Source organism: Promicromonospora sp. NPDC023987 (assembly GCF_040639055.1).
GTDB lineage: Bacteria > Actinomycetota > Actinomycetes > Actinomycetales > Cellulomonadaceae > Promicromonospora.
Map to the genome: position 1 here is coordinate 1 of NZ_JBEZZF010000018.1, position 21200 is coordinate 21200.

24 protein-coding genes are annotated in these 21200 nt (G+C 72.2%); 6 read left to right on the top strand and 18 right to left on the bottom strand.

Going from position 1 to position 21200, the window contains the following annotated elements; genetic code table 11:
- Positions 1–51: 51 nt before the first annotated feature.
- The 3 genes from AB0F40_RS10730 to AB0F40_RS10740 all read right to left on the bottom strand — a co-directional run bounded on the left by AB0F40_RS10730 (position 52) and on the right by AB0F40_RS10740 (position 2527).
- Entirely contained in the window at positions 52–1005 is a 954-nt protein-coding gene (locus tag AB0F40_RS10730; protein WP_357466521.1) for a DJ-1/PfpI family protein, read from the bottom strand.
- Positions 1002–1571, bottom strand: a complete 570-nt coding sequence (locus AB0F40_RS10735; protein WP_357466523.1) for an isochorismatase family protein — start codon at positions 1569–1571, stop codon at positions 1002–1004. The genes AB0F40_RS10730 and AB0F40_RS10735 overlap by 4 nt, the downstream gene beginning before the upstream one ends.
- A 113-nt stretch (positions 1572–1684) precedes the next feature.
- Entirely contained in the window at positions 1685–2527 is an 843-nt protein-coding gene (locus AB0F40_RS10740; RefSeq protein ID WP_357466525.1) for an NAD(P)H-binding protein, read from the bottom strand.
- A 119-nt stretch (positions 2528–2646) separates the two neighbouring features.
- Between AB0F40_RS10740 and AB0F40_RS10745 the strand changes: the two genes are divergently transcribed.
- Positions 2647–3036: a helix-turn-helix domain-containing protein gene (locus AB0F40_RS10745; RefSeq protein ID WP_357466527.1), complete on the top strand. Its 390-nt coding sequence runs from the start codon at positions 2647–2649 to the stop codon at positions 3034–3036.
- Positions 3037–3133: 97 nt separating this feature from the next.
- Here the strand turns inward: AB0F40_RS10745 and AB0F40_RS10750 are convergent, their stop codons facing one another.
- Positions 3134–3976 (bottom strand): alpha/beta hydrolase, encoded by an 843-nt coding sequence (locus AB0F40_RS10750; RefSeq protein WP_357466529.1) that lies wholly within the window; start codon positions 3974–3976, stop codon positions 3134–3136.
- A gap of 123 nt (positions 3977–4099) precedes the next feature.
- Between AB0F40_RS10750 and AB0F40_RS10755 the strand changes: the two genes are divergently transcribed.
- Together AB0F40_RS10755 and AB0F40_RS10760 are read left to right on the top strand one after the other, a co-directional pair.
- The gene (locus tag AB0F40_RS10755) at positions 4100–4666 is read left to right on the top strand and encodes a TetR/AcrR family transcriptional regulator (protein WP_357466531.1); all 567 of its coding nucleotides are present in this window, start codon (positions 4100–4102) and stop codon (positions 4664–4666) included.
- Between the two features lie 110 nt (positions 4667–4776).
- Positions 4777–5370 (top strand): DsbA family protein, encoded by a 594-nt coding sequence (locus tag AB0F40_RS10760; RefSeq protein WP_357466533.1) that lies wholly within the window; start codon positions 4777–4779, stop codon positions 5368–5370.
- Between the two features lie 100 nt (positions 5371–5470).
- Here AB0F40_RS10760 and AB0F40_RS10765 read toward each other — a convergent pair whose 3' ends face one another.
- A complete protein-coding gene (locus tag AB0F40_RS10765; RefSeq protein ID WP_357466535.1) occupies positions 5471–6346 on the bottom strand; it encodes an alpha/beta hydrolase in 876 nt (291 codons plus the stop codon).
- Positions 6347–6379: 33 nt separating this feature from the next.
- On the opposite strand from AB0F40_RS10765, the gene AB0F40_RS10770 reads away from it, so the two are divergent.
- On the top strand, positions 6380–8422 hold the full coding sequence (locus AB0F40_RS10770) for a BTAD domain-containing putative transcriptional regulator (RefSeq protein WP_357466537.1): 2043 nt from the start codon (positions 6380–6382) through the stop codon (positions 8420–8422).
- A 118-nt stretch (positions 8423–8540) separates the two neighbouring features.
- On the opposite strand, the gene nhaA is transcribed toward AB0F40_RS10770, so the two are convergent.
- Entirely contained in the window at positions 8541–9941 is a 1401-nt protein-coding gene (nhaA, locus tag AB0F40_RS10775) for a Na+/H+ antiporter NhaA (protein WP_357466539.1), read from the bottom strand.
- Between the two features lie 28 nt (positions 9942–9969).
- Positions 9970–10797: a helix-turn-helix transcriptional regulator gene (locus AB0F40_RS10780; protein WP_357466541.1), complete on the bottom strand. Its 828-nt coding sequence runs from the start codon at positions 10795–10797 to the stop codon at positions 9970–9972.
- Positions 10798–10897: 100 nt separating this feature from the next.
- On the opposite strand from AB0F40_RS10780, the gene AB0F40_RS10785 reads away from it, so the two are divergent.
- On the top strand, positions 10898–11650 hold the full coding sequence (locus AB0F40_RS10785; RefSeq protein ID WP_357466543.1) for an SDR family oxidoreductase: 753 nt from the start codon (positions 10898–10900) through the stop codon (positions 11648–11650).
- 84 nt (positions 11651–11734) lie between these two features.
- On the opposite strand, the gene AB0F40_RS10790 is transcribed toward AB0F40_RS10785, so the two are convergent.
- Positions 11735–12028: a helix-turn-helix transcriptional regulator gene (locus AB0F40_RS10790; RefSeq protein WP_357466545.1), complete on the bottom strand. Its 294-nt coding sequence runs from the start codon at positions 12026–12028 to the stop codon at positions 11735–11737.
- 65 nt (positions 12029–12093) lie between these two features.
- On the opposite strand from AB0F40_RS10790, the gene map reads away from it, so the two are divergent.
- The gene (map, locus tag AB0F40_RS10795; protein ID WP_357466547.1) at positions 12094–12870 is read left to right on the top strand and encodes a type I methionyl aminopeptidase; all 777 of its coding nucleotides are present in this window, start codon (positions 12094–12096) and stop codon (positions 12868–12870) included.
- A gap of 9 nt (positions 12871–12879) precedes the next feature.
- On the opposite strand, the gene AB0F40_RS10800 is transcribed toward map, so the two are convergent.
- The 10 genes from AB0F40_RS10800 to AB0F40_RS10845 form a co-directional block, all read right to left on the bottom strand.
- Complete coding sequence (locus AB0F40_RS10800) at positions 12880–13530, bottom strand: hypothetical protein (protein ID WP_357466549.1); 651 nt, start codon at positions 13528–13530, stop codon at positions 12880–12882.
- Positions 13531–13591: 61 nt separating this feature from the next.
- Positions 13592–14092 (bottom strand): hypothetical protein, encoded by a 501-nt coding sequence (locus tag AB0F40_RS10805; protein WP_357466551.1) that lies wholly within the window; start codon positions 14090–14092, stop codon positions 13592–13594.
- 200 nt (positions 14093–14292) lie between these two features.
- Entirely contained in the window at positions 14293–15039 is a 747-nt protein-coding gene (locus AB0F40_RS10810) for an SDR family oxidoreductase (protein ID WP_357466553.1), read from the bottom strand.
- Complete coding sequence (locus AB0F40_RS10815; RefSeq protein ID WP_357466555.1) at positions 15036–15920, bottom strand: fumarylacetoacetate hydrolase family protein; 885 nt, start codon at positions 15918–15920, stop codon at positions 15036–15038. The genes AB0F40_RS10810 and AB0F40_RS10815 overlap by 4 nt, the downstream gene beginning before the upstream one ends.
- Positions 15920–16426 carry an RbsD/FucU domain-containing protein gene (locus tag AB0F40_RS10820; RefSeq protein ID WP_357466557.1) on the bottom strand — a complete coding sequence of 169 codons (507 nt, stop codon included), beginning with the start codon at positions 16424–16426 and terminating at the stop codon, positions 15920–15922. The genes AB0F40_RS10815 and AB0F40_RS10820 overlap by 1 nt, the downstream gene beginning before the upstream one ends.
- A complete protein-coding gene (locus tag AB0F40_RS10825; protein ID WP_357466559.1) occupies positions 16423–17433 on the bottom strand; it encodes a ribokinase in 1011 nt (336 codons plus the stop codon). The genes AB0F40_RS10820 and AB0F40_RS10825 overlap by 4 nt, the downstream gene beginning before the upstream one ends.
- Positions 17423–18127, bottom strand: coding sequence for a deoxyribose-phosphate aldolase (deoC, locus tag AB0F40_RS10830; protein WP_357466561.1), 705 nt, complete (start codon positions 18125–18127; stop codon positions 17423–17425). The genes AB0F40_RS10825 and deoC overlap by 11 nt, the downstream gene beginning before the upstream one ends.
- A 40-nt stretch (positions 18128–18167) precedes the next feature.
- Entirely contained in the window at positions 18168–19007 is an 840-nt protein-coding gene (locus AB0F40_RS10835; RefSeq protein ID WP_357466563.1) for a carbohydrate ABC transporter permease, read from the bottom strand.
- On the bottom strand, positions 19004–19918 hold the full coding sequence (locus tag AB0F40_RS10840) for a sugar ABC transporter permease (RefSeq protein ID WP_357466564.1): 915 nt from the start codon (positions 19916–19918) through the stop codon (positions 19004–19006). Before AB0F40_RS10840 ends, AB0F40_RS10835 begins: the two co-directional genes overlap by 4 nt.
- Position 19919: 1 nt before the next feature.
- Complete coding sequence (locus AB0F40_RS10845) at positions 19920–21194, bottom strand: extracellular solute-binding protein (protein WP_357466566.1); 1275 nt, start codon at positions 21192–21194, stop codon at positions 19920–19922.
- Positions 21195–21200: the final 6 nt, after the last annotated feature.

Consider the following 21200-nt stretch of genomic DNA (forward strand, 5'->3'; position numbering starts at 1 on the left):
TCGTTAGACCGCCGGGGGCGGGCCCGCCGGGGCGCCACATCACCTGACGTTCTACCGACTACCCGGCTCATCACCGCTCCGCAGCCGCCGGAGCATGCGCGGGTCCTGGAAGCCGACCGTGCGGGCCGCCGACTCGACCGTCGCGCCGTGGCCGATGAGGTGCTCCGCCCGCTCCAGCCGCAACAGCTGCTGGTAGCGCAGGGGCGTCACCCCGGCGGCCCTGGTGAACAGCCTCGTCAGGGTGCGCTCGGCGACGCCGGCGTGCGTCGCCAGGTCCGCGAGCGGCAGCGCGCGTGCGTAGTGCGTGTCGATGTGGTTCTGCACGCGGTGGACCGTGTCGTCGACGTGCGACCGGTGCCGCAGCATGGCGCTGGCCTGCGGTTCCGTCCCGTTCCTTCGGGCATACACGACCATCTCCCTGGCCACCCGCGCCGCGAGTGCCGGGCCGTGCCGCATCGCGAGCAGGTGCAGCGACAGGTCGATGCCGCTGGCGATACCCGCGGAGGTCACCACGCCGTCGTCCGTGGTGAACAGGACGTCCCGCACGACGTGCGCCCGCGGGTGCCTGGCCGCGAGGTCGTCCTGCACGGCGTGGTGCGTGGTGCAGCGCCGGCCGTCGAGCAGCCCGGCCTGGCCGAGCGCGTCGGCGCCCGCGCACACGCTCGCCGTCGTGCCACCGGCCGCGTGGTGCTCGCGGAGCCGTTCCCGCACCGGCTCGCTCACGAGCGGCCAGGCGGCCGGGTCGCTGCCCACACGCCAGCCGGGTACGACGACGAGGTCGTCCCGGCCCAGCGTCGGCCAGTCGGTGCCCGCGACGAGCGGGAGGCCCTGCGCCGAGGCGACCACACCGGCGTCGGGCCCCGGGCGGTCGCCGGCCGGTGTGGCGGCGACGTACCGCAGGTCATAGGGCTGGCCGAAGTCGCCCGCCGTGAAGAACGCCTGCGCCGGGCCCGCCAGGTCGAGCAGGTGGACCCCGGGCAGGAGCACGAAGACGACGGTGGTCACACCGCCGATGCTGCCACCTCCGCCGGGGATGCGGCCTCCGACTCGAGCTCGGCGACGGTCGCGATGCGCGCGAACCGGCCGCGGAGCACCGTCTCGGTGCGCTCGAGGATGTCTGCGGCGCTGAACCGGCCGAGCGGTTCGGTGGTGGTGGCGTCTCTGACGAACGTCATGTCGTACCCGAGGTCCGAGCCGACCCGCGTGGTGGTCTCCACGCACTGCTCGGCGCGGATGCCGCAGATCCGCAGCTCGCCCACGCCGTGGGTGGTGAGGATCTGCTGGAGGTTGGTCGTGGTGAAGGCGTTGTGCGAGGTCTTGCGCAGGACGGGCTCGTCGGGCCGGGGCTCGCTCAGCTCCTCGAAGAAGCGGACGTGACCCAGGGCCGGGTCGAACGCGTGGCCGGTGCCGGGCTCCGTGTGCAACAACCACACGATCAGGTCACCAGACGCGCGGGCGAGATCGACCAGCCGGTTGACGGACTCGGCCACCGTCGGGTTGAGCGTTTCGGCCCACAGGGGTCGCACGCGGAAGGATTCCTGGACATCGACGACTATCAGGGCTCGGTTCATGGCCCCAGTCTCTGTCCGACGGCGCGCGGGCGGGAGGCCGGATCAGGTCGGACGGCGGACGGATCTGGTCACCGGATGCCGATACCGGTTCGCCGCCCCGAGCCCGGTTTCGCTCAGGCGCCGAATGCCGGCGTGTGCCGACGGGCCCAGTCGGCGAACGTGTGTCCCGGCCGCCCCAGGACCGTCTCGACGTCCGGGCTCACGGCACGCTCCTGTGGCGTCGGGTCGCCAAGGATCGCGAGCGTGCCATCGACTATCGGCTCCGGCATGACGTCGAGCATGCCGGTGCGCGCCTGCTCCCGGGTCAGCTCGACGAACGTGAGCGGTGTGCCGAGCGCCGCGGCGAGCGCCTCGGTCTTGTCCCGCGGCGAGACGGGAGCTGGACCGGTGAGCTCGTAGGTCCTGTCGTCGTGACCGTCCTCGGTCAGCACGGCGGCCGCCACGGCGGCGAGGTCGAGCGGATCGACGCTGGGCAGTGCGACGTCCCCGAACGGTGCGTAGACGGTGCGCTCGGCGCGGATCGACGGGACCCACGCCAGAGCGTTGCTGGCGAAGTCTCCGGGCCGCAGCACCGTCCAGGCGAGCCCCGATCCCCGCACGAGCTTCTCGAGCTCGCCGAACGGGCCGTGCGAGGCGGACTCCGGCCGCGTGCCCGCGCCGAGGGACGACACCAGGACCAGGCGGCGCACGCCGGCGTCGGCGGCCACACCGGTGATCCGCTCGCCGTCGAGCTGGCCGCCTGAACCCGGCACGAGAAGAAACATGTCGCTCGCGCCGTCGACGGCGGCGCGGAGGCTGTCCGGGTCCGCCAGGTCGGCGCCGATCCCGCGCACCCGCGGATCCTCGATCGGTGCGGTGCCCGCGCGGGAGACGGCGGTGACGTCCTGCCCCAGCCGGGCCAGCTCGGCGACCAGCGGCCGGCCGATGTTTCCAGTGGCTCCGGTGACAACGATCATGGGTGCTCCTCGTTCGCACGACGGCCCGGTGAGCGGGCCCGACGGCCCGTGCGGCCGCCGTCGTCGACGTTACGAGCGCCAGTACAGTAGGTTCCCCCAGGAAAGTATTGGAGGGGGCCATGACCAGCCCGACCACGTGGCGGCCCGGCGCTGCCGACGACCCTGCCGACGCCTGCCCCATCACGCCGGTCGTCGACCTCATCTTCAGCCGGTGGACCACCCCGATCCTGTGGACGCTGCAGGAGCACGGCACCCAGCGCTTCGTCGAGCTGGAGCGACGGATCGGCGTCACGCCCAAGGTGCTCACGCAGCGCCTGCGCCAGCTCGAGCGGGACGGTCTGGTCCGCCGCGAGATCTTCGCGGAGGTGCCGCCCCGCGTCGAGTACCGGATCACGGAGCTCGGCAGCAGCTTTCGGCCGGTGTTCGCCGCGTTGAGCCAGTGGTCCGGCCAGCACATGGCCGACGTCGAAGCGGCGCGTGCCGGCTACACGGGCCCTCTCCCGCGCTGACGCGGCGCGACGAAGCGGGTGATCGGCAAAAAGTCAGGTGATCGGCTACTCGGGTTACCGATCACCTGACCTTTTACCGACCACCCGCCCCGGCGGGTCAGGCCCTGACGAAGGCCAGGAGTGCCTCGTTGACCTCGGCCGCGTGCGTCCAGAGCAGGCCGTGCGGCGCACCTTCGATCTCGACGTACTCCGCCTCCGGGAACGCCTCGTGGAACGGGCGGGCCGTCGCGTCGATCGGGAGGATGTTGTCCTTGGTCCCGTGCAGGATCAGGGAGGGCTTGCCGGCGGCGCGGACCGCCTCGACGTCGGCCCGGAAGTCCTCGATCCAGGCCGAGACGACGGCGTAGGCCGCGACCGGGGCGCTCCCGGTCGCCGTGTTCCAGCTGGCCGTGACGACCTCCTGGCTGATGCGGCTGCCGAGGTTCTCGTCCAGGTTGTAGAAGTCCTGGTAGAAGTTCGTGAACCAGGCGAAGCGGTCGGCGCGGGCCGCCTCTTCGATGCCGTCGAAGACGGACTGCGGCACCCCGGTCGGGTTGTCGTCCGCCGCGACGAGGAACGGCTCCAGCGAGGCGAGGAAGGCCAGCTTGGCGACCCGCTCGTGGCCGTGGTTCTTCACGTAGCGAGCCAGCTCGCCGGTGCCCATCGAGAAGCCGACCAGGATGACGTCGCGCAGGTCGAGGGTGCTGAGCACCGTGTCCAGGTCGGCGGCGAAGGTGTCGTAGTCGTAGCCGGCGCCGACCTTGCTCGACTTCCCGAACCCGCGGCGGTCGTACGTGATGACCCGGTAGCCGGCCGCGATCAGCTCGCGGGACTGGCGCTCCCAGCTGTTGCCGTCGAGCGGGTAGCCGTGGATCAGGACGACCGGCTGGCCCGAGCCGTGGTCCTCGTAGTAGAGCTCCGTGGTGGTGCTGTTCTCGGTGCCGACCTTGATGTAACCCATGATCTGTCCCTTCGTGAACTTGCGCCGCGGTGGAGAACGGTCGTTCTCTGCCGATATCCGCTACAGTAGAGAACGAACGTTCTCCGCGCAAGTCGTGCGGGGCAGAAGACGGGGTGAGACCGGATGATCGACGAGAAGACCGCACGGGAGGCCGTGATCAGGGCAGCGGACGAGCTCTTCTACACGCGCGGGGTCCAGGCCGTCGGCATGGACGCCGTACGGACGGCGGCCGGCGTGTCGCTCAAGCGCATCTACTCGCTCTTCGCGTCCAAGGACGAGCTCATCGTCGCCGTGCTGCACCACCGCACCACGATCTGGGACGCCGGGCTCGCGACCACGTCCGAGCGGGCCACGTCGGCCCGCGAGCGCCTCCTCGCGATCTTCGACTTTCTCGACGCCTGGTTCCGGGAACCGGACTTCCGCGGGTGCGCGTTCATCAACACCCACGGGGAGCTCGGCGCGACGTCGTCGGCCGTGGCGGACGCCGTCCGCGAGCAGAAGCGCACCTTCCAGGAGTACGTCGCCCGCCTCGTGGCCGACGTCGGAGCGCCCCCCGCCCTGGCCCCCCAGCTCGCGATCCTCGCCGAGGGCGCGCAGACCACCGCCGCCATCTCGGGCAGCCCGGACGCCGCGCACCAGGCACGGGCTGCCGCGGAGACGCTGATCGACGTCGCGACGGGTCGGCGCTGAGCCTTGGTTGACCATGCACTTGCTGCCAATCCGGGCCTGATTCTGGCAGCAGATGCATGGTAAAGATCGACCCGAGCGGCAACAGGGTCGACGGTGCGACGATAGGTCCCATGACGACCGACGAGTCCGACGGCGGTGCACGCGAAGCGGCCCCGCTCAGTCTGCAGAGCGGCCCGCACGAGGGCGACTTCGCCTTCCGCTGGGCCTACGGCAACCCGGAGGCGCCGTTCACCATCGTGGAGTTCGGCGACTTCGAGTGCCCGTACTGCGGCGCGGCCAAGCCCGTGCTGGCCGAGCTCGTCAACGGGTCCGAGGGCCAGGTGCGCCTGGTGTGGCGCCACTTCCCCCTGTTCGAGCCGCACCCGTACGCGCTGACGGCGGCCCTCGCGGCCGAGGCGGCGGGGCACCAGGGAGCGTTCTGGCCCATGGCCGGTCTGTTGTTCAAGAACCAGGACAGCCTCGACGACGCGTCGATAGTCCGCTACGGCGAGCAGCTCGGCCTCGACACCGCCGCCCTGGTCGGCGACCCGGCCCAGCGGTTCGCCGACGCCGTCCGCACGGACTACCAGGACGGCATCGACGCCGGGGTGCACGGCACCCCCACGTTGTTCCTCAACGGCCAGCCGTACACGGACGGCGTCACGGTCACCGATCTGCGAGACACGATCGGGCTGTCGCGCAAGCGCGCCCGCTTCGGCCGGTAGCCGCCCCGCTCGCCGCTGGTCGCTCGCCGCTCGCCGCTCGCCGCCGGCCGCTCGCCGCTCGCCGCTCGCCGCTCGCCGCTGGTCGAGCCTGTCGAGACCCCTACCGCGCCAGCAGCGCACGCAGGTGCGTCACCACCTCCTGCGGTGACTGCTCAGCCATGAAGTGCCCCGCGTCCAGGGTGCGGTGCTCGAGGTCGGCCGCCCACGCCGACCACAGGCCCGCCGCGTCGTAGCCGAGCGCGGTGCCCCAGTCCTGCTGGAGCACCGTGACCGGCATGGTCAGCCGCCGCCCGGCTGCCCGGTCCGCCCGGTCGTGCTCGACGTCGATCCCCGCCGACGCGCGGTAGTCCGCCACGATCGAGGGCACCGCCTCCCGGGAGGCGCGCAGGTACTCCGCCCGGACCTCGGCCGGGATCGCGTCCGGGCCGGCGCCCCAGGCGTCGAGGAAGAACCCGAAGAACTCGTCGGCGGAGGCCTCGATCATCCGCTCGGGCAGGCCGGGTGGCTGCGCCATCAGATACAGGTGGAACGCGACGGCAGCGGAGGCACCGTGCAGCACGTCCCACATGTCGAGGGTGGGCAGCACGTCGAGCACGGCCAGATGGGTGACGCGGTCCGGGTGGTCGAGGCCCGCACGGATCGCGACGAGCGCGCCCCGGTCGTGGCCGGCGAGCGCGAACGTCTCGTGGCCCATGGCCCGCGCCAGGTCCACCACGTCCCTGGCCATGGTGCGCTTGGCGTAGGTGGCCCGGTCCTGCTCGGCGGGCTTGGCGCTCGCGCCGTAGCCGCGCAGGTCGGGAACGATCACCGTGTGGTCGGCGGCGAGGTCGACGGCGACGTGCCGCCACATCAGGTGTGTCTGCGGAAAGCCGTGCAGCAGCACGACCGGGCTGCCGGCACCGCCGACCGCTACGTTGAGGACGACGTCGCCCACGGCGACGCGCTGATAGTCGAACTGAGGAATTGTCGGTGTCATGCCCCGAATCTCCAGCACGTGAATGAGCAAGCGATGAGTGCGGCGTCCAGCGGCCGGCCGGGACCGGCCCTCGACGCCCCGCCGGCCGCGCCGACGCGGGTGTGCGTCGGGGTGCTCGGCCCCGTCACCGCCTGGGTCGACGGCGCCGAGGCGGCCCTGGGCGGCCCGCGGCAACGGGCGGTGCTCGCCCGGCTGGTCGCCGCCCGCGGACGCGTCGTGACCGCCGGCCGGCTGATCGAGGACCTGTGGGAGGACCCGCCGCGAGGCGCGCTCGTCACGCTGCGCACGTTCGTCGCGGCGCTGCGTCGTGGCCTCGAGCCCGGACGGACGGCGCGCACCCCGGCCCGGCTGATCGTGACCGACGGCCCCGGCTACGCGCTGCGCGGCGTCGAGGTGGACGCCTGGTCGTTCGAGGCCACCGTGTCCGGTGCGCGCGACCTGGCACCCGCAGCGGCACGTGCTGCTCTCGACCAGGCGCTCGACACCTGGCGCGGAACTCCGTACGCCGCACTCGGCCAGCCGTGGGCGGTAGCCGAGCGGGCCCGGCTCGCGGAGCTGCGGCTGGTCGCGACGGAGCGCAGCGCCGAGGTGCGGATCACGCTCGGTAGCGCGGCCGACGTCGTGCCGGACCTGGACGCGCACGTGGCCGAGCACCCGTGGCGGGAGGAGTCGTGGCGCCTGCTCGCGCTCGCGCTGTACCGGTCGGGCCGGCAGGCGGAGGCGCTCGCCGTGCTCCGCCGGGCGCGCACGATGCTCGCCGGCGAGCTCGGCGTCGACCCGGGCCCACGGCTCGCGGAGCTCGAGGCCCAGGTGCTGCGGCACCACGTGGATGCGGGTGCGGCAGCCACGCCGGACGACGTCTGGCGCGACACCACCGTCGCGTACGAACGTGTCGTCGCGGCCGGTGCCCGCTCCCGGCTGGAGTCCACCGCGACCCTCCTGCGCGCCCTGGCGCTGACCGGTGGTGCAGGCCTGGCCGCGGCCCGGTCCCAGCGGGTGGCGGCGGTGCACGCGGCGGAACAGCTCGGCGACCCGGAGCTCACCGCCCGGGTGATCGGCGGGTTCGACGTGCCGGGGGCGTGGACCCGGTCCGACGACGCCAAGCTGGCCGCTGAGGCGGTCGCCGCAGCGGAGCGCACGCTGGACGCTCTCCCCGCCGGCGCGCCCGACGCCGTCCGCTCCCGGCTCCTGGCGACGGTCGCCGGCGAGTCACGTGGCCTTCCCGGGCCGCGGGGCCCGGAGGCCGCGCGCGAGGCCGAGGTGCTCGCTCGGCGGTCCGGCGATCCGGCGGTGCTGGCGTTCGCACTGGCCGGCCGGTACCTGACGGCCTTCGACCGGGCAGGGCTGGGCCGGGACCGGGACGCGATCGGTACCGAGCTGGTGGACCTGGCCGCCCGGCACGGGCTGTCCACCTTCGAGGTCCTGGGGCACCTGGTGCGGATGCAGGCGCTGTCGGCGCTCGGCCAGTGGGACGCGGCGCAGCAGCACGCGGACGACGCCGCCGCGCTCGGCCGACGGCACGAGCGGCCCCTGGTCGAGGTGTTCACGCGGTGGTTCGCGGCGTTGCGGACGGTGGCGTCGGGCGCCTCGGTGGACGACGCCGAACGCGCCTACCGCCGGGCCGCGGCGGACCTCGACCAGTCCGGCATGCCCGGGCTCGCGGACGGCCTGCTGCCCCTGGCGGTGCTCGCCCTGCGGGTATGGCGGGGGCTGCCCGCCGACGGCGGTGCGGCCGACGGTAGCGGCGGGCCGGAGGATGGCGACGGACCGGACGGCGGTGGCTGGGGACCCTACGCGCCGTGGGCGGTCCCGCACCTGCTCCTGGCCCGCGGGGCGGATGCCGAAGCCGCGGCCGCCGTCCGCCGCATCCCGGACCCGCCGCCTGGCCTGCTCACCGAGGTGCTCTGGATCCTGGCCGGGCGGGCGGCCGTCGCGGTCGGTGATCGCCGAGCCGCCGAGCGCGCTCTCGTGGGGCTCACCCCGGCGGCGGACGAGGTGGCCGCGGGCAGCGGCGTCCTGACTGCTGGTCCGGTCGGCGAACACCTGCGTGCCCTGAGGGAGTTCCTCGCCGGCTGACGGCGGCCCTGAGTGGGCCGAGCTCACTGACTTCGGTCCCTTGGGACGAGATCGGTCGGTTGACTGACCGATCTCATCCCAACCGACCGAACTCACTGGGCAACCCCGCAACCCACCCCTACACCGGCTGGCGCCAAGCTCCGTCCGGGAGCGGCGGCGGGCCCGTGGCCTCGTTCGGCGAGCACAGCGGGAGCCGGTCACCGAAGTACCGGAGGATCACGATGCCGATGACGCCGGACAGGACCGACCCCACGATGATGCCCACCTTGGCCTCGTTGATCAGGGCATCGTCGTCGAAGGCGAGCTCGCTGACGAACAACGCGATCGTGAAGCCGATCCCGCACAGGAACGCGCCGCCGGCGAGGTGCCCGTAACGCACGCGGCCAGGCAGGGTGCCCAGCCCGGTCACGAGCGCGATCATCGCCCCGGCGAAGACACCGATCCCCTTGCCGAGCACGAGACCGACCAGCACGCCGAGCGTGACCGGGCTGGTCATGGCGGCACTGATCGACTCGCCGGACAGCACCACGCCCGCGTTGGCCAGCCCGAACACCGGCACGACGAAGTACGAGCTCACCGGGTGCAGCGCGTCGAGGATGCGGTCGCTCGTGGGGACCGCCGAGCGCGCGGCGCTGACCGCGAGGCGCGAGCGCGCGGGATCCAGCTCCTCCATGAGCGCACGCCCGTAGAACCCGAGGTGCCGCCGCGCCTCGTCGTCGTGCCCGCGACGGGCGGTGGGGACCGCGAGGCCGACGACGACGCCCGCGAGCGTCGGGTGCAGCCCGGACTCGAGGACCGTCACCCAGAGGATCAGACCAACCAGCAGGTACGGGGGAATCTGCCAGACGCCGATCCAGCGCATCGCGAACAGCACGACCGCGAGCAGCGCCGCGAGCGCCAGCGCCCCGATGGAGAGCGCGTCGGAGTAGAAGATGCCGAGCAGGGCGATGGCCCCGATGTCGTCGAAGATCGCGAGCGTCAGCAGGAAGACCCTGAGCTGGTCGGGGCAGCGCGGCCCGGCCAGCGCGAGCACGCCGATGACGAAGGCCGTGTCCGTGGACATCGGCAGGCCCCAGCCGGACATGTCGGGGCCGGACGGGTTGATCAGCAGGTACAGCCCGATCGGGACGGCCAGCCCGCCGATCGCCCCGAAGAGCGGCACGGACGCGGCACGGAAGGTGCGCAGCTCTCCGACGGTGAGCTCGCGGTTGACCTCGACCCCGACCACGAAGAAGAACACGGCCATGAGGAAGTCGTTCACCCAGTGGTGCAGCGACAGGTGCAGCTCCCAGGTGCCGACCGTGAGGTTGACCGGCGTCTCCCACACGTCGTGGTAGGAGCCGCTCGCCACGTTCGCCCAGACCAGCGCGATGGCCGATGCCGCGAGCAGGAGGGTGGCTCCCCCGCCCTCGGTCGCGAAGTAGCTGCGCAGTCCGGGCGACAGGCGCGGGTAGGGGACGGCAACCCGTGGCCTGGGCCCCGGCCGGGTAGGTACTCCGGTGGGGATCCGATCTGTCACGGATCAAGAATGACAGAGACGGACGGCATCAGCCGATCGCTCTCGTCGCCGCGATCGTGCCGAGCAGGGCCAGTGACCCGGCAGCCGGCGAGCCCACCGGCGCGTGGTAGACGACGAGCTCCTGGCCCGGCGCTCCACGGACGCCGAACACGTGCACGGTCAGCTCCAGGTGGCCGACCTCCGGGTGGAGGAACCGCTTGCTGGTCAGGCGTTTGCCGCGGGCGTCGTGCTGCTCCCACATCCGCACGAAGTCCGGGCTCTTGACATGCAGCTCGTCGACGACCGCGCGGACGACCGGGTTGCCCGGGGTGAGCCCGTCGGCCAGGCGGAGCCCGGCGACCGTGTTCTCGGCGACGCCGTGCCAGTCGGGGTAGAAGGTCCGGGCGCCCGGGTCGAGAAAGACCGTGCGCGTCAGGTTCCGCGAGAACGGGAACCCCTCGAAGAGCGCCTCACCCAGCGGGTTGCTGGCGAGCACGTCGAACGCGCGGCCGAGGACGAGTGCCGGGCTGTCGCGCCAGGAGAGCATGAGCTCCAGCAGCGACGCGTCCACCTCCTCGACCGGTGCGGGCGGCTCCGGCCGGGGGCGCAGTCCGGCAAGGCGGTACAGGTGCTGCCGCCCGTCGTGGTCCAGCCGCAGCACCTCGCCGAGCGAGTCCAGGACCTGCGGTGACGGGCTCACCTCGCGGCCCTGCTCCAGCCGGACGTAGTAGTCGACGCTGACGCCGGTGAGCATGGCCACCTCCTCGCGCCGGAGGCCGACGACGCGGCGCCTCCCGTAGACGGGCAGGCCGAGCGCCTCCGGCGTCAGCTGGGCACGCCGGCCGCGCAGGTAGTCGCCGAGCGGTGATGCGGTCATGCCCTCGACGCTACTCGTCCTGCCGCGTGCATCCAGGGTGTGTCGCACCCAGGAGGAGGGCGCCCTTCCTGGGCTCGTCGCGGCGCCGCAGCCTGGATCCATGACCACAGAGACGAACACCCCGACCAACAGCGCCAAGATCGTCCTCGTCACCGGCGCGAGCAGCGGCATCGGCGCGGCCACGGCGCTCCGGCTCGCCTCGGAGGGCCACCAGGTGGTCCTCGGCGCCCGCCGGACGGACCGCCTGGACGCGCTCGTCACCCAGATCCGGGCGGACGGCGGCGGTGCGAGCGCCCAGCGCCTCGACGTGACGGACCGCGACGACGTGCGCGCCGTCGTGGACCGCGTCGTCGAGGAGCACGGGCGCATCGACGTCATCGTGAACAACGCGGGGGTCATGCCGCTGTCCCGCCTCGACGCGCTCCTCGTGGACGAGTGGGACCAGATGATCGACGTCAACGTCAGGGGGCTGCTCCACGGCATCGCCGCGGTGCTGCCGCACTTCCAGCGACAGGGCGGCGGGCACGTCGTCACGGTCGCCTCGGTCGGCGCGCACGAGGTGTACCCGACGTCGGCGGTCTACTCGGGCACGAAGTTCGCGGCCTGGGCGATCACGGAGGGCCTGCGCATGGAGTCGGACCCGAGCCTCCGGACCACCACGATCACACCCGGCACGGTCGAGAGCGAGCTGGCCGACCACATCTCGGACCCCGGCGCGCAGGGCTACATGCGCGACTTCCGCCGCAACCTCATCCCGGCCGACGCGATCGCCCGGGCGATCTCGTTCGCCCTCGGCCAGCCGGCCGACGTCGACGTGAACGAGATCATCGTGCGCCCGACGGCCCAGCGCTGACCTCGGTCGGTCCGCTTCGAGAATGCGATCCGACACGGTCCGGGACGCTGAACCGTGCCGGATCGCATTCTCGAAGCGGACCAGCTACGAGACCAGCCGCTCGCGGGCCGATGCCGCGGGTTCGACGCCGTCGTCGGGCCGGCTGATCTCGGCCCACACCGCGTCGAGCGAGAGCCCGAGAACCTCGGCGATCGCCGCGATGGTGGGGAACGCCGGTGTCGCCACGCGGCCGGACTCGATCTTCCGGAGCGTCTCCGGTGACACACGCGCGTCGAGCGCGATCTCGAGCATCGAGCGTTCGCCCCGCGCGCGGCGCAGCAGGGCGCCGAGGCGCTGTCCACGCTCGAGCTCGGCGGGAGTGAGAGGCAACCGGACCATGGACCAATACTAATCCCGGGATAATATGGCCGGGATAGTTATTGGTCACCTGGGAGAGGCACCGCATGATCGAGATCCTGAACCGCACCGAGCTGGCCCGAGCGAAGGACACGGGCGCTCTGGTCGCGCACATCCTGCAGACCCTGAAGGGCCGCAGCGCCGTCGGCACGAACCTCCTGGACATCGACCGGTGGGCCAGGGCCATGATCGTCGAGGCCGGCGCGCAGTCGTGCTACGTCGACTACGCGCCGTCCTTCGGCCGCGGGCCGTTCGGCCACTACATCTGCACGGCAGTCAACGACGCGGTGCTGCACGGGATGCCGCACGACTACGCGCTCGCCGACGGCGACCTGCTGACCCTCGACCTCGCCGTCTCCCAGGGCGGAGTCGCCGCGGACTCGGCCATCAGCTTCATCGTGGGCACCAGCAGGCCCGCGGAGAGCGTGGCCATGATCGACACGACCGAGCTCGCGCTCGCCGCAGGGATCGCCGCCGCCGGGCCGGGGGCGCGCATCGGCGACCTCTCCCACGCCATCGGCTCCGTCCTCAGCGCGGCGGGGTACCCGATCAACACCGAGTTCGGCGGGCACGGCATCGGATCGTCGATGCACCAGGACCCGCACATCGCGAACACCGGGCGGCCCGGCCGTGGCTACCGGCTGCGCCCAGGACTCCTGCTCGCGCTCGAGCCGTGGGTCATGGCGGACACCGACGAGCTCGTCACCGACGCCGACGGGTGGACGCTCCGCAGTGCGACAGGCAGCCGGACGGCGCACAGCGAGCACACGATCGCCATCACCGACGACGGAGCCGAGATCCTCACCCTGCCGCAGCAGGTATGAGGGCGGCGCTCAGGCGATGCTCTCCGCCGCGGCTCGTAGTGCCGCCAGCTCGTCCGGCGCCGACATCCGGGCCAGCGCCGCGATATCGCAGATGTGCTCGCGCCGGTCTGCCGCGAAGGCCTCGGCGATCTTCGCCGGGTCCTCCAGCAGGACCCGGTAGATCTCCAGACCGGCGGCGTAGAACAGGTCGACGAGCTTGACCTCGCCGGAGGCGTTCTTCATGACATTGCCGGGGTTGTGGTCGAGCCCGCCCCAGAACGGAACCGACGTCGCCGCTTCGGCGTCGAGCTGTTCGGCCCTCCGGCGGACCTCGCTGATCGGGTCGTCCGGCAGGGCGGCAGCCCACCGCTCGACGACGCCGTTCGCCTCGGCGGCGTCGACCGGCAGCAGGAACTCCATGGCCGTGAGGCGACCGCCGCCGGCCAAGGGGGTGTCGACGTCGATCCGCGGCAGGAGCGGATGTCCCGCGAGACTGCGGCACAGGTTCACGAAGATCTCGTAGGCAGGCTCGAACGGACTCACCCTGGCGACCTGAGTTCCCTCGGGCGAGCGCCAGACCGTCGCCCAGTCCCCGACGCCGCACACGTTCCAGCCGTCGGCGAGCAGGCGCCCGGCCGCTTCGCGGTGCGACAGGTGGTGAAAGGTCTCGAACGGACTCACGCTTCCGGAGCCTATGCGCGCTCCCGGACCCGCGGAAGCGAATAGCTCAGCCGGGTGACTGTCACCGCCGCCGGGGCAGGGGCCTCGGCTCCCCCGGGTCGCCACCCGCACCGGCACCGACTCCAGCCGGGGCCATGGCCGCGGCGAGCTCGGCCTCGTCCGCCGTCGCGCGGCAGTAGACGCGCTTGCCGGTGCCCTTGCACAGCTCGTTGAGCCCGCCCGCGAAGGCGCGCAGGTCCTCCGGGTCAGCGCGGCGGAACCGGCGGGACAGCGACCAGTGCCTGACCACGTCGTCCAGCGTCGTCGGGCGCACCATCCCGAACAGCGACACCAGGTGGTTGGACAGGCGGATCACGAGCCGGGCGCCGTCGGCGCTCTCGGCCACGAGCTGCGCGCTACGCAGGCCGTCGTCCCCGACCGGCCCACCGAGCAGCCGTTCCAGCTGGCCCAGCACGGAGGCGGGGTCGACGACGTGCGACCCCACGCTGCCGTCGATCTCACCACCGTCGATGGTCTGGGCGGCGGTCTCGTCGTCCGGGACTGCGAAGTACTCGAACCTCATGCGGGCATCTTTCCGCATGCCAGAGGTGCTCGCTGCCACCGAAAGGTCCCGGGACCTCGTCCCGGCCCGATCCCGGCAGCACGGAATCGACCCCAACGGCGTGCACGCCTTGATCGGCGTGTCCCGTGCCGTCCGTAGGGGTCGTCGGGCCCTCCGCGACCGTTGCGACATTGTGTCCGAACGCTGTCCGGGGCCACGGGTCAGGGCCTGCGCACGCGCAGGGCCTGCATGCCGCCGTCGACCGCGAGGCTGGTGCCCGTCGTGGAGCCCGCGAGCGGGCTCGCGAGGTACGCGACCGCCTCGGCGACCTCCTCGGCGGAGACGAGCCTGCCGTGCGGTTGCCGTGCCTCGAGCGCTGCCCGCTCGGCCGCCGGATCGCCGGCCCGAGCCAGGAGCCGCCCGATCCACGGCGTGTCGACGGTGCCAGGGCTCACGGCGTTGACCCGGATGCCCTCGGACACGTGGTCGGCGGCCATCGCCTGGCTCAGCGCCAGGACCGCGCCCTTGCTCGCGCTGTACAGCGCCCGCTGGGGCAGGCCCGCGGTCGCGGCGATCGAGCAGGTGTTGACGATCGAGGCGGCAGGCGAGCGCCGCAGCAGCGGCAGCGCGGCCCGGCTCGTGCGGGCGACACCCACCACGTTCAGGTCGAGGACCCGCAGCCACTCCTCGTCGGGGTTGTCGGCCACCGTGCCCTGCGCGCCGATGCCCGCGTTGTTGACGAGCACGTCGAGCCGTCCGAACCTGGCCTCGACGGCGGCGACGGCGGCGCTGACCGACGCGGTGTCGGTCACGTCGACGCCGAGCGCGAGATCGGCGTCGGCGGCCTCCGGGTCGACGTCGAAGACCGCCACCCGCGCGCCCGCCGAGCGCAGTCGGCGGACCACCGCCGCGCCGATCCCGGAGGCCCCGCCCGTGACTACCGCGACGAGTCCCGCGAAGGCGGTCATGCGGGTGACTCCACAGCCGGCTCGGCCGACCAGGCCACGTACTCCTGGCGCTGCCGGCCCAGCCCGTCGATCTCGGTCTCCACCACGTCGCCCGGCCGCAGGTAGGAGAAGCGGCCCGACAGTGCCACGCCCTCCGGCGTGCCGGTGAGCAGCACGTCTCCCGGCTCCAGGGCCAGGTACTGGCTCAGCGTGTGCACCAGCACGTCGACGCCGAAGATCAGGTCTGCCGTCGTGGAGTCCTGGCGCGGCTCGCCGTTCACCCACGACCGCAGGCGGAGGCCCGCGGGGTCGGCGCCGTCGGCCTCGTCCGGCGTGACGAGCCACGGGCCCAGCGGGGTGAACCCGGGCGCGCACTTGCCCTTGGACCACTGGCCGCCGGACTCCTCGAGCTGCCACGCGCGCTCGGACAGGTCGTTGGCCACGGCGTACCCGGCGATCACCGCGCGGGCCTCCTCGGGCGAGCCGAGGTACGAGGCCCGGCGGCCGATCACCACCGCGAGCTCCACCTCCCAGTCCGTCCTGCGGCTCCCCCGCGGGATCGTGACGGTGTCGTCCGGGCCCGCGACGGTGTTCGGCGTCTTGAGGAAGACGACCGGCGCCTCCGGCGGGGCGGAGCCGGACTCCGCGGCGTGCGCCGCGTAGTTCATGCCGACGCACACGATCGCGGACGGCCGGGCCACCGGGGCGGCGAACCGTACGCCGTCCGTCTCGACGGGGGTGAGCGTCCCTGCCGCGAGCGCCGCCCGGGTTCGCGCGACGCCGTCGGACGCCAGGAACGCGCCGTCGACGTCGGCGGTGAGGGGGCTCAGGTCGCGCCACCGGGTGCCGTCGTGCACCACGGGGCGTTCGTGGCCGGGGGCGCCGATCCGGGCGAGCTTCATCAGTGCTCCTCAGGGAGGTCAGGGCGGACGGCTTCGGTGATCAGCCGGCGGCGTTCCACGTAGGCGGGCAGGATCGTCACGTCGTCGTCGGCGAACCAGTCGAAGGGCGCCGTCGAGGCGACGAGCGCGAAGTTCGCCCACGGCTCGAACGAGCCGGACCGCACCACGACCTTGGCACGCGGTGCCCACTCCGTGATGAGCGCCTCGTGCGAGGTCCCGTGGAAGGTGACGCCGGACCCGGTGAAGATCTCCTGGGTCTCGCCGTAGAGGCGCGGGTGGTGCGTCTTGAGCTCGCCTGCAAGGTGCACCTCCTCCACGAAGATCTCGTCGAGGAGCGTCCGGAGCACGGTCCGGACGTCGATGTGCCCTGGTGTGAGCCCGAGGTCCACGCGGTTGGCCCCGGCGGGGATCGGGAACCCCGCGTCGGTGACCAGCACGACGTCGGTGTGTCCGAGCGTCGCCAGGTCGCGGGCCAGCCCCGGGTGCAGGATCCGTCCGGCTCTCATCGTCGTGCCTCCATGGTGGTCGTGGTCGTGGCGCTCGTGGTCGTGGCGCTCGTGGTCGTGGCGCTCGTGGTCGTGGTCGGGTCCGCGGCGAGGTAGGCCTCGACGGTCGCCCGGTCCTGGTAGGACGGGACGGTCTCCCAGTGCTCGCAGCACAGCGCCGCTACCGTGCCGGCGAACCGCGCGGCGGCGGGCAGGGCCATGCCCTCGCCGAGGGCCACGGCGAGCGCGGCGTTGAAGCTGTCACCCGCACCGTTCGAGTCGACGACGGCGACGCGGACCGGGTCGATCCGCGTGGCCCCCTCGTCGGTGATCACGAGGGCGCCGGCCTCGCCGAGCGTGATGATCACGGCGCGCGGGCCGAGCGCGAGCAGCCGGCGGCCCAGGTCCTGGACGGGGACCATGTCGTCGGGTCCGAGGCCGAGCGCGATCTTCGCCTCGTGCTCGTTCGGAGTCAGCACGTCGACGCTGCTCAGGTCGGTGTGCCGGAGGTCGACGGCCGGTGCGGGGTTCAGGATGGTGGTGACCCCTGTCGCGTGCGCCAGCGCGAGGGCGTGCACGGCGGTCTCGAGCGGGATCTCCAGCTGGGCGAGCGCGACGTCGGCGGTACGCACCAGCGGAGCCGCCGCGTCGACGTCGGCCGTGGCGAAGCCGGCGTTCGCCCCCGGGTCGACGACGATGACGTTGCGCCCCGCCGTGTCCTTGACGATGAACCCGACGCCCGTCGACGTGCCCGGCGCGACGCGCAGGCCGCTCAGGTCGACGCCCTCGTGCGTCAGGAGCTCGCGGAGCTCGGCGCCGTAGCCGTCGTCGCCCACGACGCCGAGGTAGGACACCGCTGCACCGAGCCGGGCCGCCTGGACGGCCATGTCGGAGCCCTTGCCGCCGAACGTGCCGCGGAAGTCCCTGCCGATCAGGGTCTCGCCGGGTGCGGGGATCCGGTCCGCCGTCATCACGAGGGCCTTCGCGTAGCTGCCGACCACGGCGACGGCTGGGCGGTCAGTAGGCATCGGGATCCCCCACGAGGCCGTCGACGATGGCGGGGCCGGAGCTCGTGCCGACCAGCTCGGCGCCCGCCGCGAAGAGCGACGCCATCCTCTCCAGGCTGTTGACCTTGCCGGACACCTTCACGCGGCAGGGTGCCTCGATGTTCTGGGCGAGCAGGCGCACGTCGTGCTCGGTCGCGGCGAGGCCGCCCTTGCCCCAGCCGGAGGACTGCTTGACCCAGTCGACGCCGGCCTCGTACGCGATTCGGGTGGCCCGCACCTTGAGCTCGTCGGTCTCCAGGAACCCGAACTCCAGCATCGCCTTGACCCGTACTCCGTCGGCGTGGGCCACCTGGACGATCTCGCGCACGTCCTGCGCGTACAGCTCCTCGTCACCGCCCAGCAGGAGCCCGGGGTGGGGCGGGAAGTCGAACTCGTCCACGCCCTCGGCGACGAGCGCCCGGAGCGCTGCGAGCCGCATCGACAGGGTGTCGTTGGCCATCGGGAAGTTGAGGGTCGACGCGACCCGCACCTCCGTGCCGGCCAGCACCTCCTTGGCGAGCGACACCCAGTAGGGCGCGATCATCGCGGCGTCGAACCCGTACTCGACGCAGGTCTCGAGGTGCCGCACGACGCCTGCCCGCGTCAGGTCCGGGTTGACGTTCGTGTACTGGATCGCCTTGGCGACCTGCTTGGGGTCGGTGAAGTCGACGGTCATCGGGGTCTCCTTGGTACGAGGGCTAGGGAGCGGGACGGGATCAGCCCTTCACGGCGCCCGCCGAGAGGCCGCCCATGATGTGCCGCTGCATGACCACGAAGATCAGCAGGATCGGCACGACGGCGAGCAGCAGGGTGGGGAAGACGATCTCGTAGTTGGTCGTGTACGTGGACACGGCGGCGTACACCCCGGTGGTGATCGTCTTGAACTCCGAGCCCGGCCCGAGGATGAGCTGCGGGCTGACGAAGTCGTTCCAGGCGCTCAGGGCGTTGAGGATGAACGCGGTGGCCACGATCGGCCGCATGAGCGGGAAGACGATGGTCCACAGGATGCGCTGGCGGCCCGCGCCGTCGATCGACGCCGCCTCGTCCAGGGACCGGGGCAGCATCCTGATGTAGCCGCTGAAGATGAACAGCGTGAACGGGATCATCGTTGAGGCCATGAAGAGCACCAGGCCGGGCAGCGTGCCCATGAGGCCCGTCGCCTTCAGCACGAAGATCGCCGGAACCAGGATGATCTGCGCCGGGACGAACATCCCCGCGACGAAGAAGAAGAGCAGGAACCGGAACATGGGACCCGGCGTCCGGGCGATGGCGTACGCGGCTGGGACCGACGTGCCGATCGCCACGACGTTGCACGCGAGGACCAGGAACAGGGTGACGGCGTAGCCCTCGACCACCGGGAAGCTGGTGTTCTGCCACGCGGCCGCGAGGTGCTCGGTGGTCGCGGTAGCCAGGTCCAGGCCGAGCGGCGACAGCAGGATCTCCTGCTGCGGCTTGAACGCGTTGACCACCATGATGTACATCGGCACGAGCATGGCGATCGACAGCACCGCCACGACTGCGACCCGCACCGCGGAACGGACAGATGTCCTGGTCATCCGACGGCCTCCGCTCCTTCTTCGGCACGCCGGCGCAGCGCGATGATGGTGAACGACAGGATCCCGGCGACCAGGACCAGCAGGACCGCCTGCGCGCAGGCGAGCCCCACCTTGTTGTTCGCGAACGAGACCGCGAGGATCTCGTACGCCCAGGTCTGTGTGGCGTCGCCCGGCCCGCCGTTGGTGAGGCCCAGCACGACGTCGTAGACCTTGAGGAGCGAGAGCACCGACGTCACGATCGTCACCGTCACGGTCGGCGCGAGCGCCGGCCACGTGACGTGCCGGAACACCTGGACGCTCCCGGCGCCGTCGAGCCGCGCAGCCTCCTGGAGCTCCGGCGACACCGCCTGCAGGCCCGCCAGGTAGAGGACCAGCTGGACGCCGAACTGCGCCCAGACGATCACCACGATCAGCGTGGCGAGCGCCCAGTCCGGGTCCGCCAGGAACGGCAGCGACGACGTTCCCCTGCTCTCGAGCAGGTTGTTCACCGCCCCCTGTGGTCCGAGGATCGCCTGCCAGAGGAACCCGACGATCAGCGCGGAGAGCACGTGCGGGTAGAACATCACGACGCGCGCGAACGTGTTGAACGGAGTGGTCCGCCGCAGGAGCAGCGCGAGCGCGAGCGCCGCGCCGTTCACCAGGAACGCACCCACCACGGCGATCAGGGTGGTGACCACGACCGCCGGACGCAGGTCGCCGATGGGGTCCTGGATGACGCGCGCGTAGTTCTCGAACCCGACCCAGGTGGGTGGCTGGCTGGGTATCCCGTTGTACCGCGTGAACGAGTAGTAGACGGCGAACCCGACCGGCACCACGGTCAGCCCGGCGTAGACCGCGGCCGCGGGGATCGTCATCAGCCCGTTCGCGAGGCTGCTGACGAACCCGCGCCGGGAGGTAGTGGTGCGAGCCATGTCAGCCGCGCTTCTCCGTCTCGTACCAGGCCGTGAGGTCGGCGGCTACGTCGGCCGGCGAACGGCCCTGCCACAGACCCTGGGCGAGCTCGGTGAACTTCGGGTTGAACCCGGCTACCGGCAGGGCGTAGTCCCCGACGGTCTGGTTGCCCGGCACCACGTACGACGGCGCGCTGTCGCTCAGCTCCTGCACCAGCCCCGCGTACTCGTTGTCGCTGGGCTCCAGGCCCTCGCGGCTGAAGCTGTCCATCTCGGCCTGCTTGGCGATCGCCGCGTCGTCGGTCACGAGGTACTCCACGAGAGCGGTGGCGCCGTCCGGGTTCGCCGTGCCCTTCCAGACCATGTAGGGGAAGGCGATAGTGGCGCCCATCGGTCCTGGCGCGTCGGCGGCGTCGTCCACCGGCGGTGCGAAGACGCCCACCTCGAAGTCGGGCGGCGACGCGGCGAGGGTCGTGCTGAACCACGAGCCCATCGGGTAGATGCCGACCTCGCCGGCGATGAAGTTGGCTTCCTGCGTCCCGGTGTCGGTCGCGACGTCGTCGGCGGTGGTGTACCCCGCCTCGACCCAGTCGGCGACGTGCTCGAACACGGGCTGGAACTGGTCGCCGAGCGTCGAGGACCCGTCCGCGACGCTCTGCTGCCAGCCCGGGGTCGTGAGGTTCTGCTGCGGGTGCCAGATCTGCTGGATCTGCACACCGGTCGCCCAGTCCGAGGCGAACGCGACAGGGGTGGCCACCCCGGCGGAGTCGAGCGCGGCGAGCGCGGCGTCGAACTCGTCCCAGGTGGCCGGGGGCTCGGTGATCCCCGCCTCCTCGAAGAGGTCGGCGTTGTAGTACATGAGCGACTGCTCCTGCATCCCGACGCCGACGACGTTGATCGTGCCGTCCGTCGAGTACAGGTCGGCCATGGGTGTACCCGAGGCCCACTCGTGCTCTGTGAGGTCGAGCAGCTCCGGGGCCGTGTCCGGGCCCGGCACTATCGACTCGATCACGTCGGGCGCCGTGCCCGCCGCGAGGAGCGCGGGGAACGACTCCGAGACCGACTGGCCGCTGGGCCCCTCGATCTTGACGTCGATGCCGCTCTCCTCCTCGAAGGGCAGCACCAGCTCTTCCCACTTGGCCTGCGTGAGGTTGTCCGTGATGTTCACGAGCATGCGCACGGAGCCGTCATCGGTCTCCGCACTGGCGTCGCCCGAGCTGCAGGCCGCGAGCGCGAGGACGGGGACGAAGCCGAGGGCCACGGCTCCGCGCGCCCGACGTCGGAACGAAGTTGACATCTTTGT

Bases quoted from the DNA above. Each gene is read 5' to 3' on its own strand.
- AB0F40_RS10735 (WP_357466523.1), bottom strand. From the start codon at position 1,571: ATGAACCGAGCCCTGATAGTCGTCGATGTCCAGGAATCCTTCCGCGTG.
- AB0F40_RS10740 (WP_357466525.1), bottom strand. From the start codon at position 2,527: ATGATCGTTGTCACCGGAGCCACTGGAAACATCGGCCGGCCGCTGGTC.
- AB0F40_RS10745 (WP_357466527.1), top strand. From the start codon at position 2,647: ATGACCAGCCCGACCACGTGGCGGCCCGGCGCTGCCGACGACCCTGCC.
- AB0F40_RS10750 (WP_357466529.1), bottom strand. From the start codon at position 3,976: ATGGGTTACATCAAGGTCGGCACCGAGAACAGCACCACCACGGAGCTC.
- AB0F40_RS10755 (WP_357466531.1), top strand. From the start codon at position 4,100: ATGATCGACGAGAAGACCGCACGGGAGGCCGTGATCAGGGCAGCGGAC.
- AB0F40_RS10760 (WP_357466533.1), top strand. From the start codon at position 4,777: ATGACGACCGACGAGTCCGACGGCGGTGCACGCGAAGCGGCCCCGCTC.
- AB0F40_RS10765 (WP_357466535.1), bottom strand. From the start codon at position 6,346: ATGACACCGACAATTCCTCAGTTCGACTATCAGCGCGTCGCCGTGGGC.
- AB0F40_RS10770 (WP_357466537.1), top strand. From the start codon at position 6,380: ATGAGTGCGGCGTCCAGCGGCCGGCCGGGACCGGCCCTCGACGCCCCG.
- AB0F40_RS10780 (WP_357466541.1), bottom strand. From the start codon at position 10,797: ATGACCGCATCACCGCTCGGCGACTACCTGCGCGGCCGGCGTGCCCAG.
- AB0F40_RS10785 (WP_357466543.1), top strand. From the start codon at position 10,898: ATGACCACAGAGACGAACACCCCGACCAACAGCGCCAAGATCGTCCTC.
- AB0F40_RS10790 (WP_357466545.1), bottom strand. From the start codon at position 12,028: ATGGTCCGGTTGCCTCTCACTCCCGCCGAGCTCGAGCGTGGACAGCGC.
- map (WP_357466547.1), top strand. From the start codon at position 12,094: ATGATCGAGATCCTGAACCGCACCGAGCTGGCCCGAGCGAAGGACACG.
- AB0F40_RS10805 (WP_357466551.1), bottom strand. From the start codon at position 14,092: ATGAGGTTCGAGTACTTCGCAGTCCCGGACGACGAGACCGCCGCCCAG.
- AB0F40_RS10810 (WP_357466553.1), bottom strand. From the start codon at position 15,039: ATGACCGCCTTCGCGGGACTCGTCGCGGTAGTCACGGGCGGGGCCTCC.
- AB0F40_RS10815 (WP_357466555.1), bottom strand. From the start codon at position 15,920: ATGAAGCTCGCCCGGATCGGCGCCCCCGGCCACGAACGCCCCGTGGTG.
- AB0F40_RS10820 (WP_357466557.1), bottom strand. From the start codon at position 16,426: ATGAGAGCCGGACGGATCCTGCACCCGGGGCTGGCCCGCGACCTGGCG.
- AB0F40_RS10825 (WP_357466559.1), bottom strand. From the start codon at position 17,433: ATGCCTACTGACCGCCCAGCCGTCGCCGTGGTCGGCAGCTACGCGAAG.
- deoC (WP_357466561.1), bottom strand. From the start codon at position 18,127: ATGACCGTCGACTTCACCGACCCCAAGCAGGTCGCCAAGGCGATCCAG.
- AB0F40_RS10835 (WP_357466563.1), bottom strand. From the start codon at position 19,007: ATGACCAGGACATCTGTCCGTTCCGCGGTGCGGGTCGCAGTCGTGGCG.
- AB0F40_RS10840 (WP_357466564.1), bottom strand. From the start codon at position 19,918: ATGGCTCGCACCACTACCTCCCGGCGCGGGTTCGTCAGCAGCCTCGCG.
- AB0F40_RS10845 (WP_357466566.1), bottom strand. From the start codon at position 21,194: ATGTCAACTTCGTTCCGACGTCGGGCGCGCGGAGCCGTGGCCCTCGGC.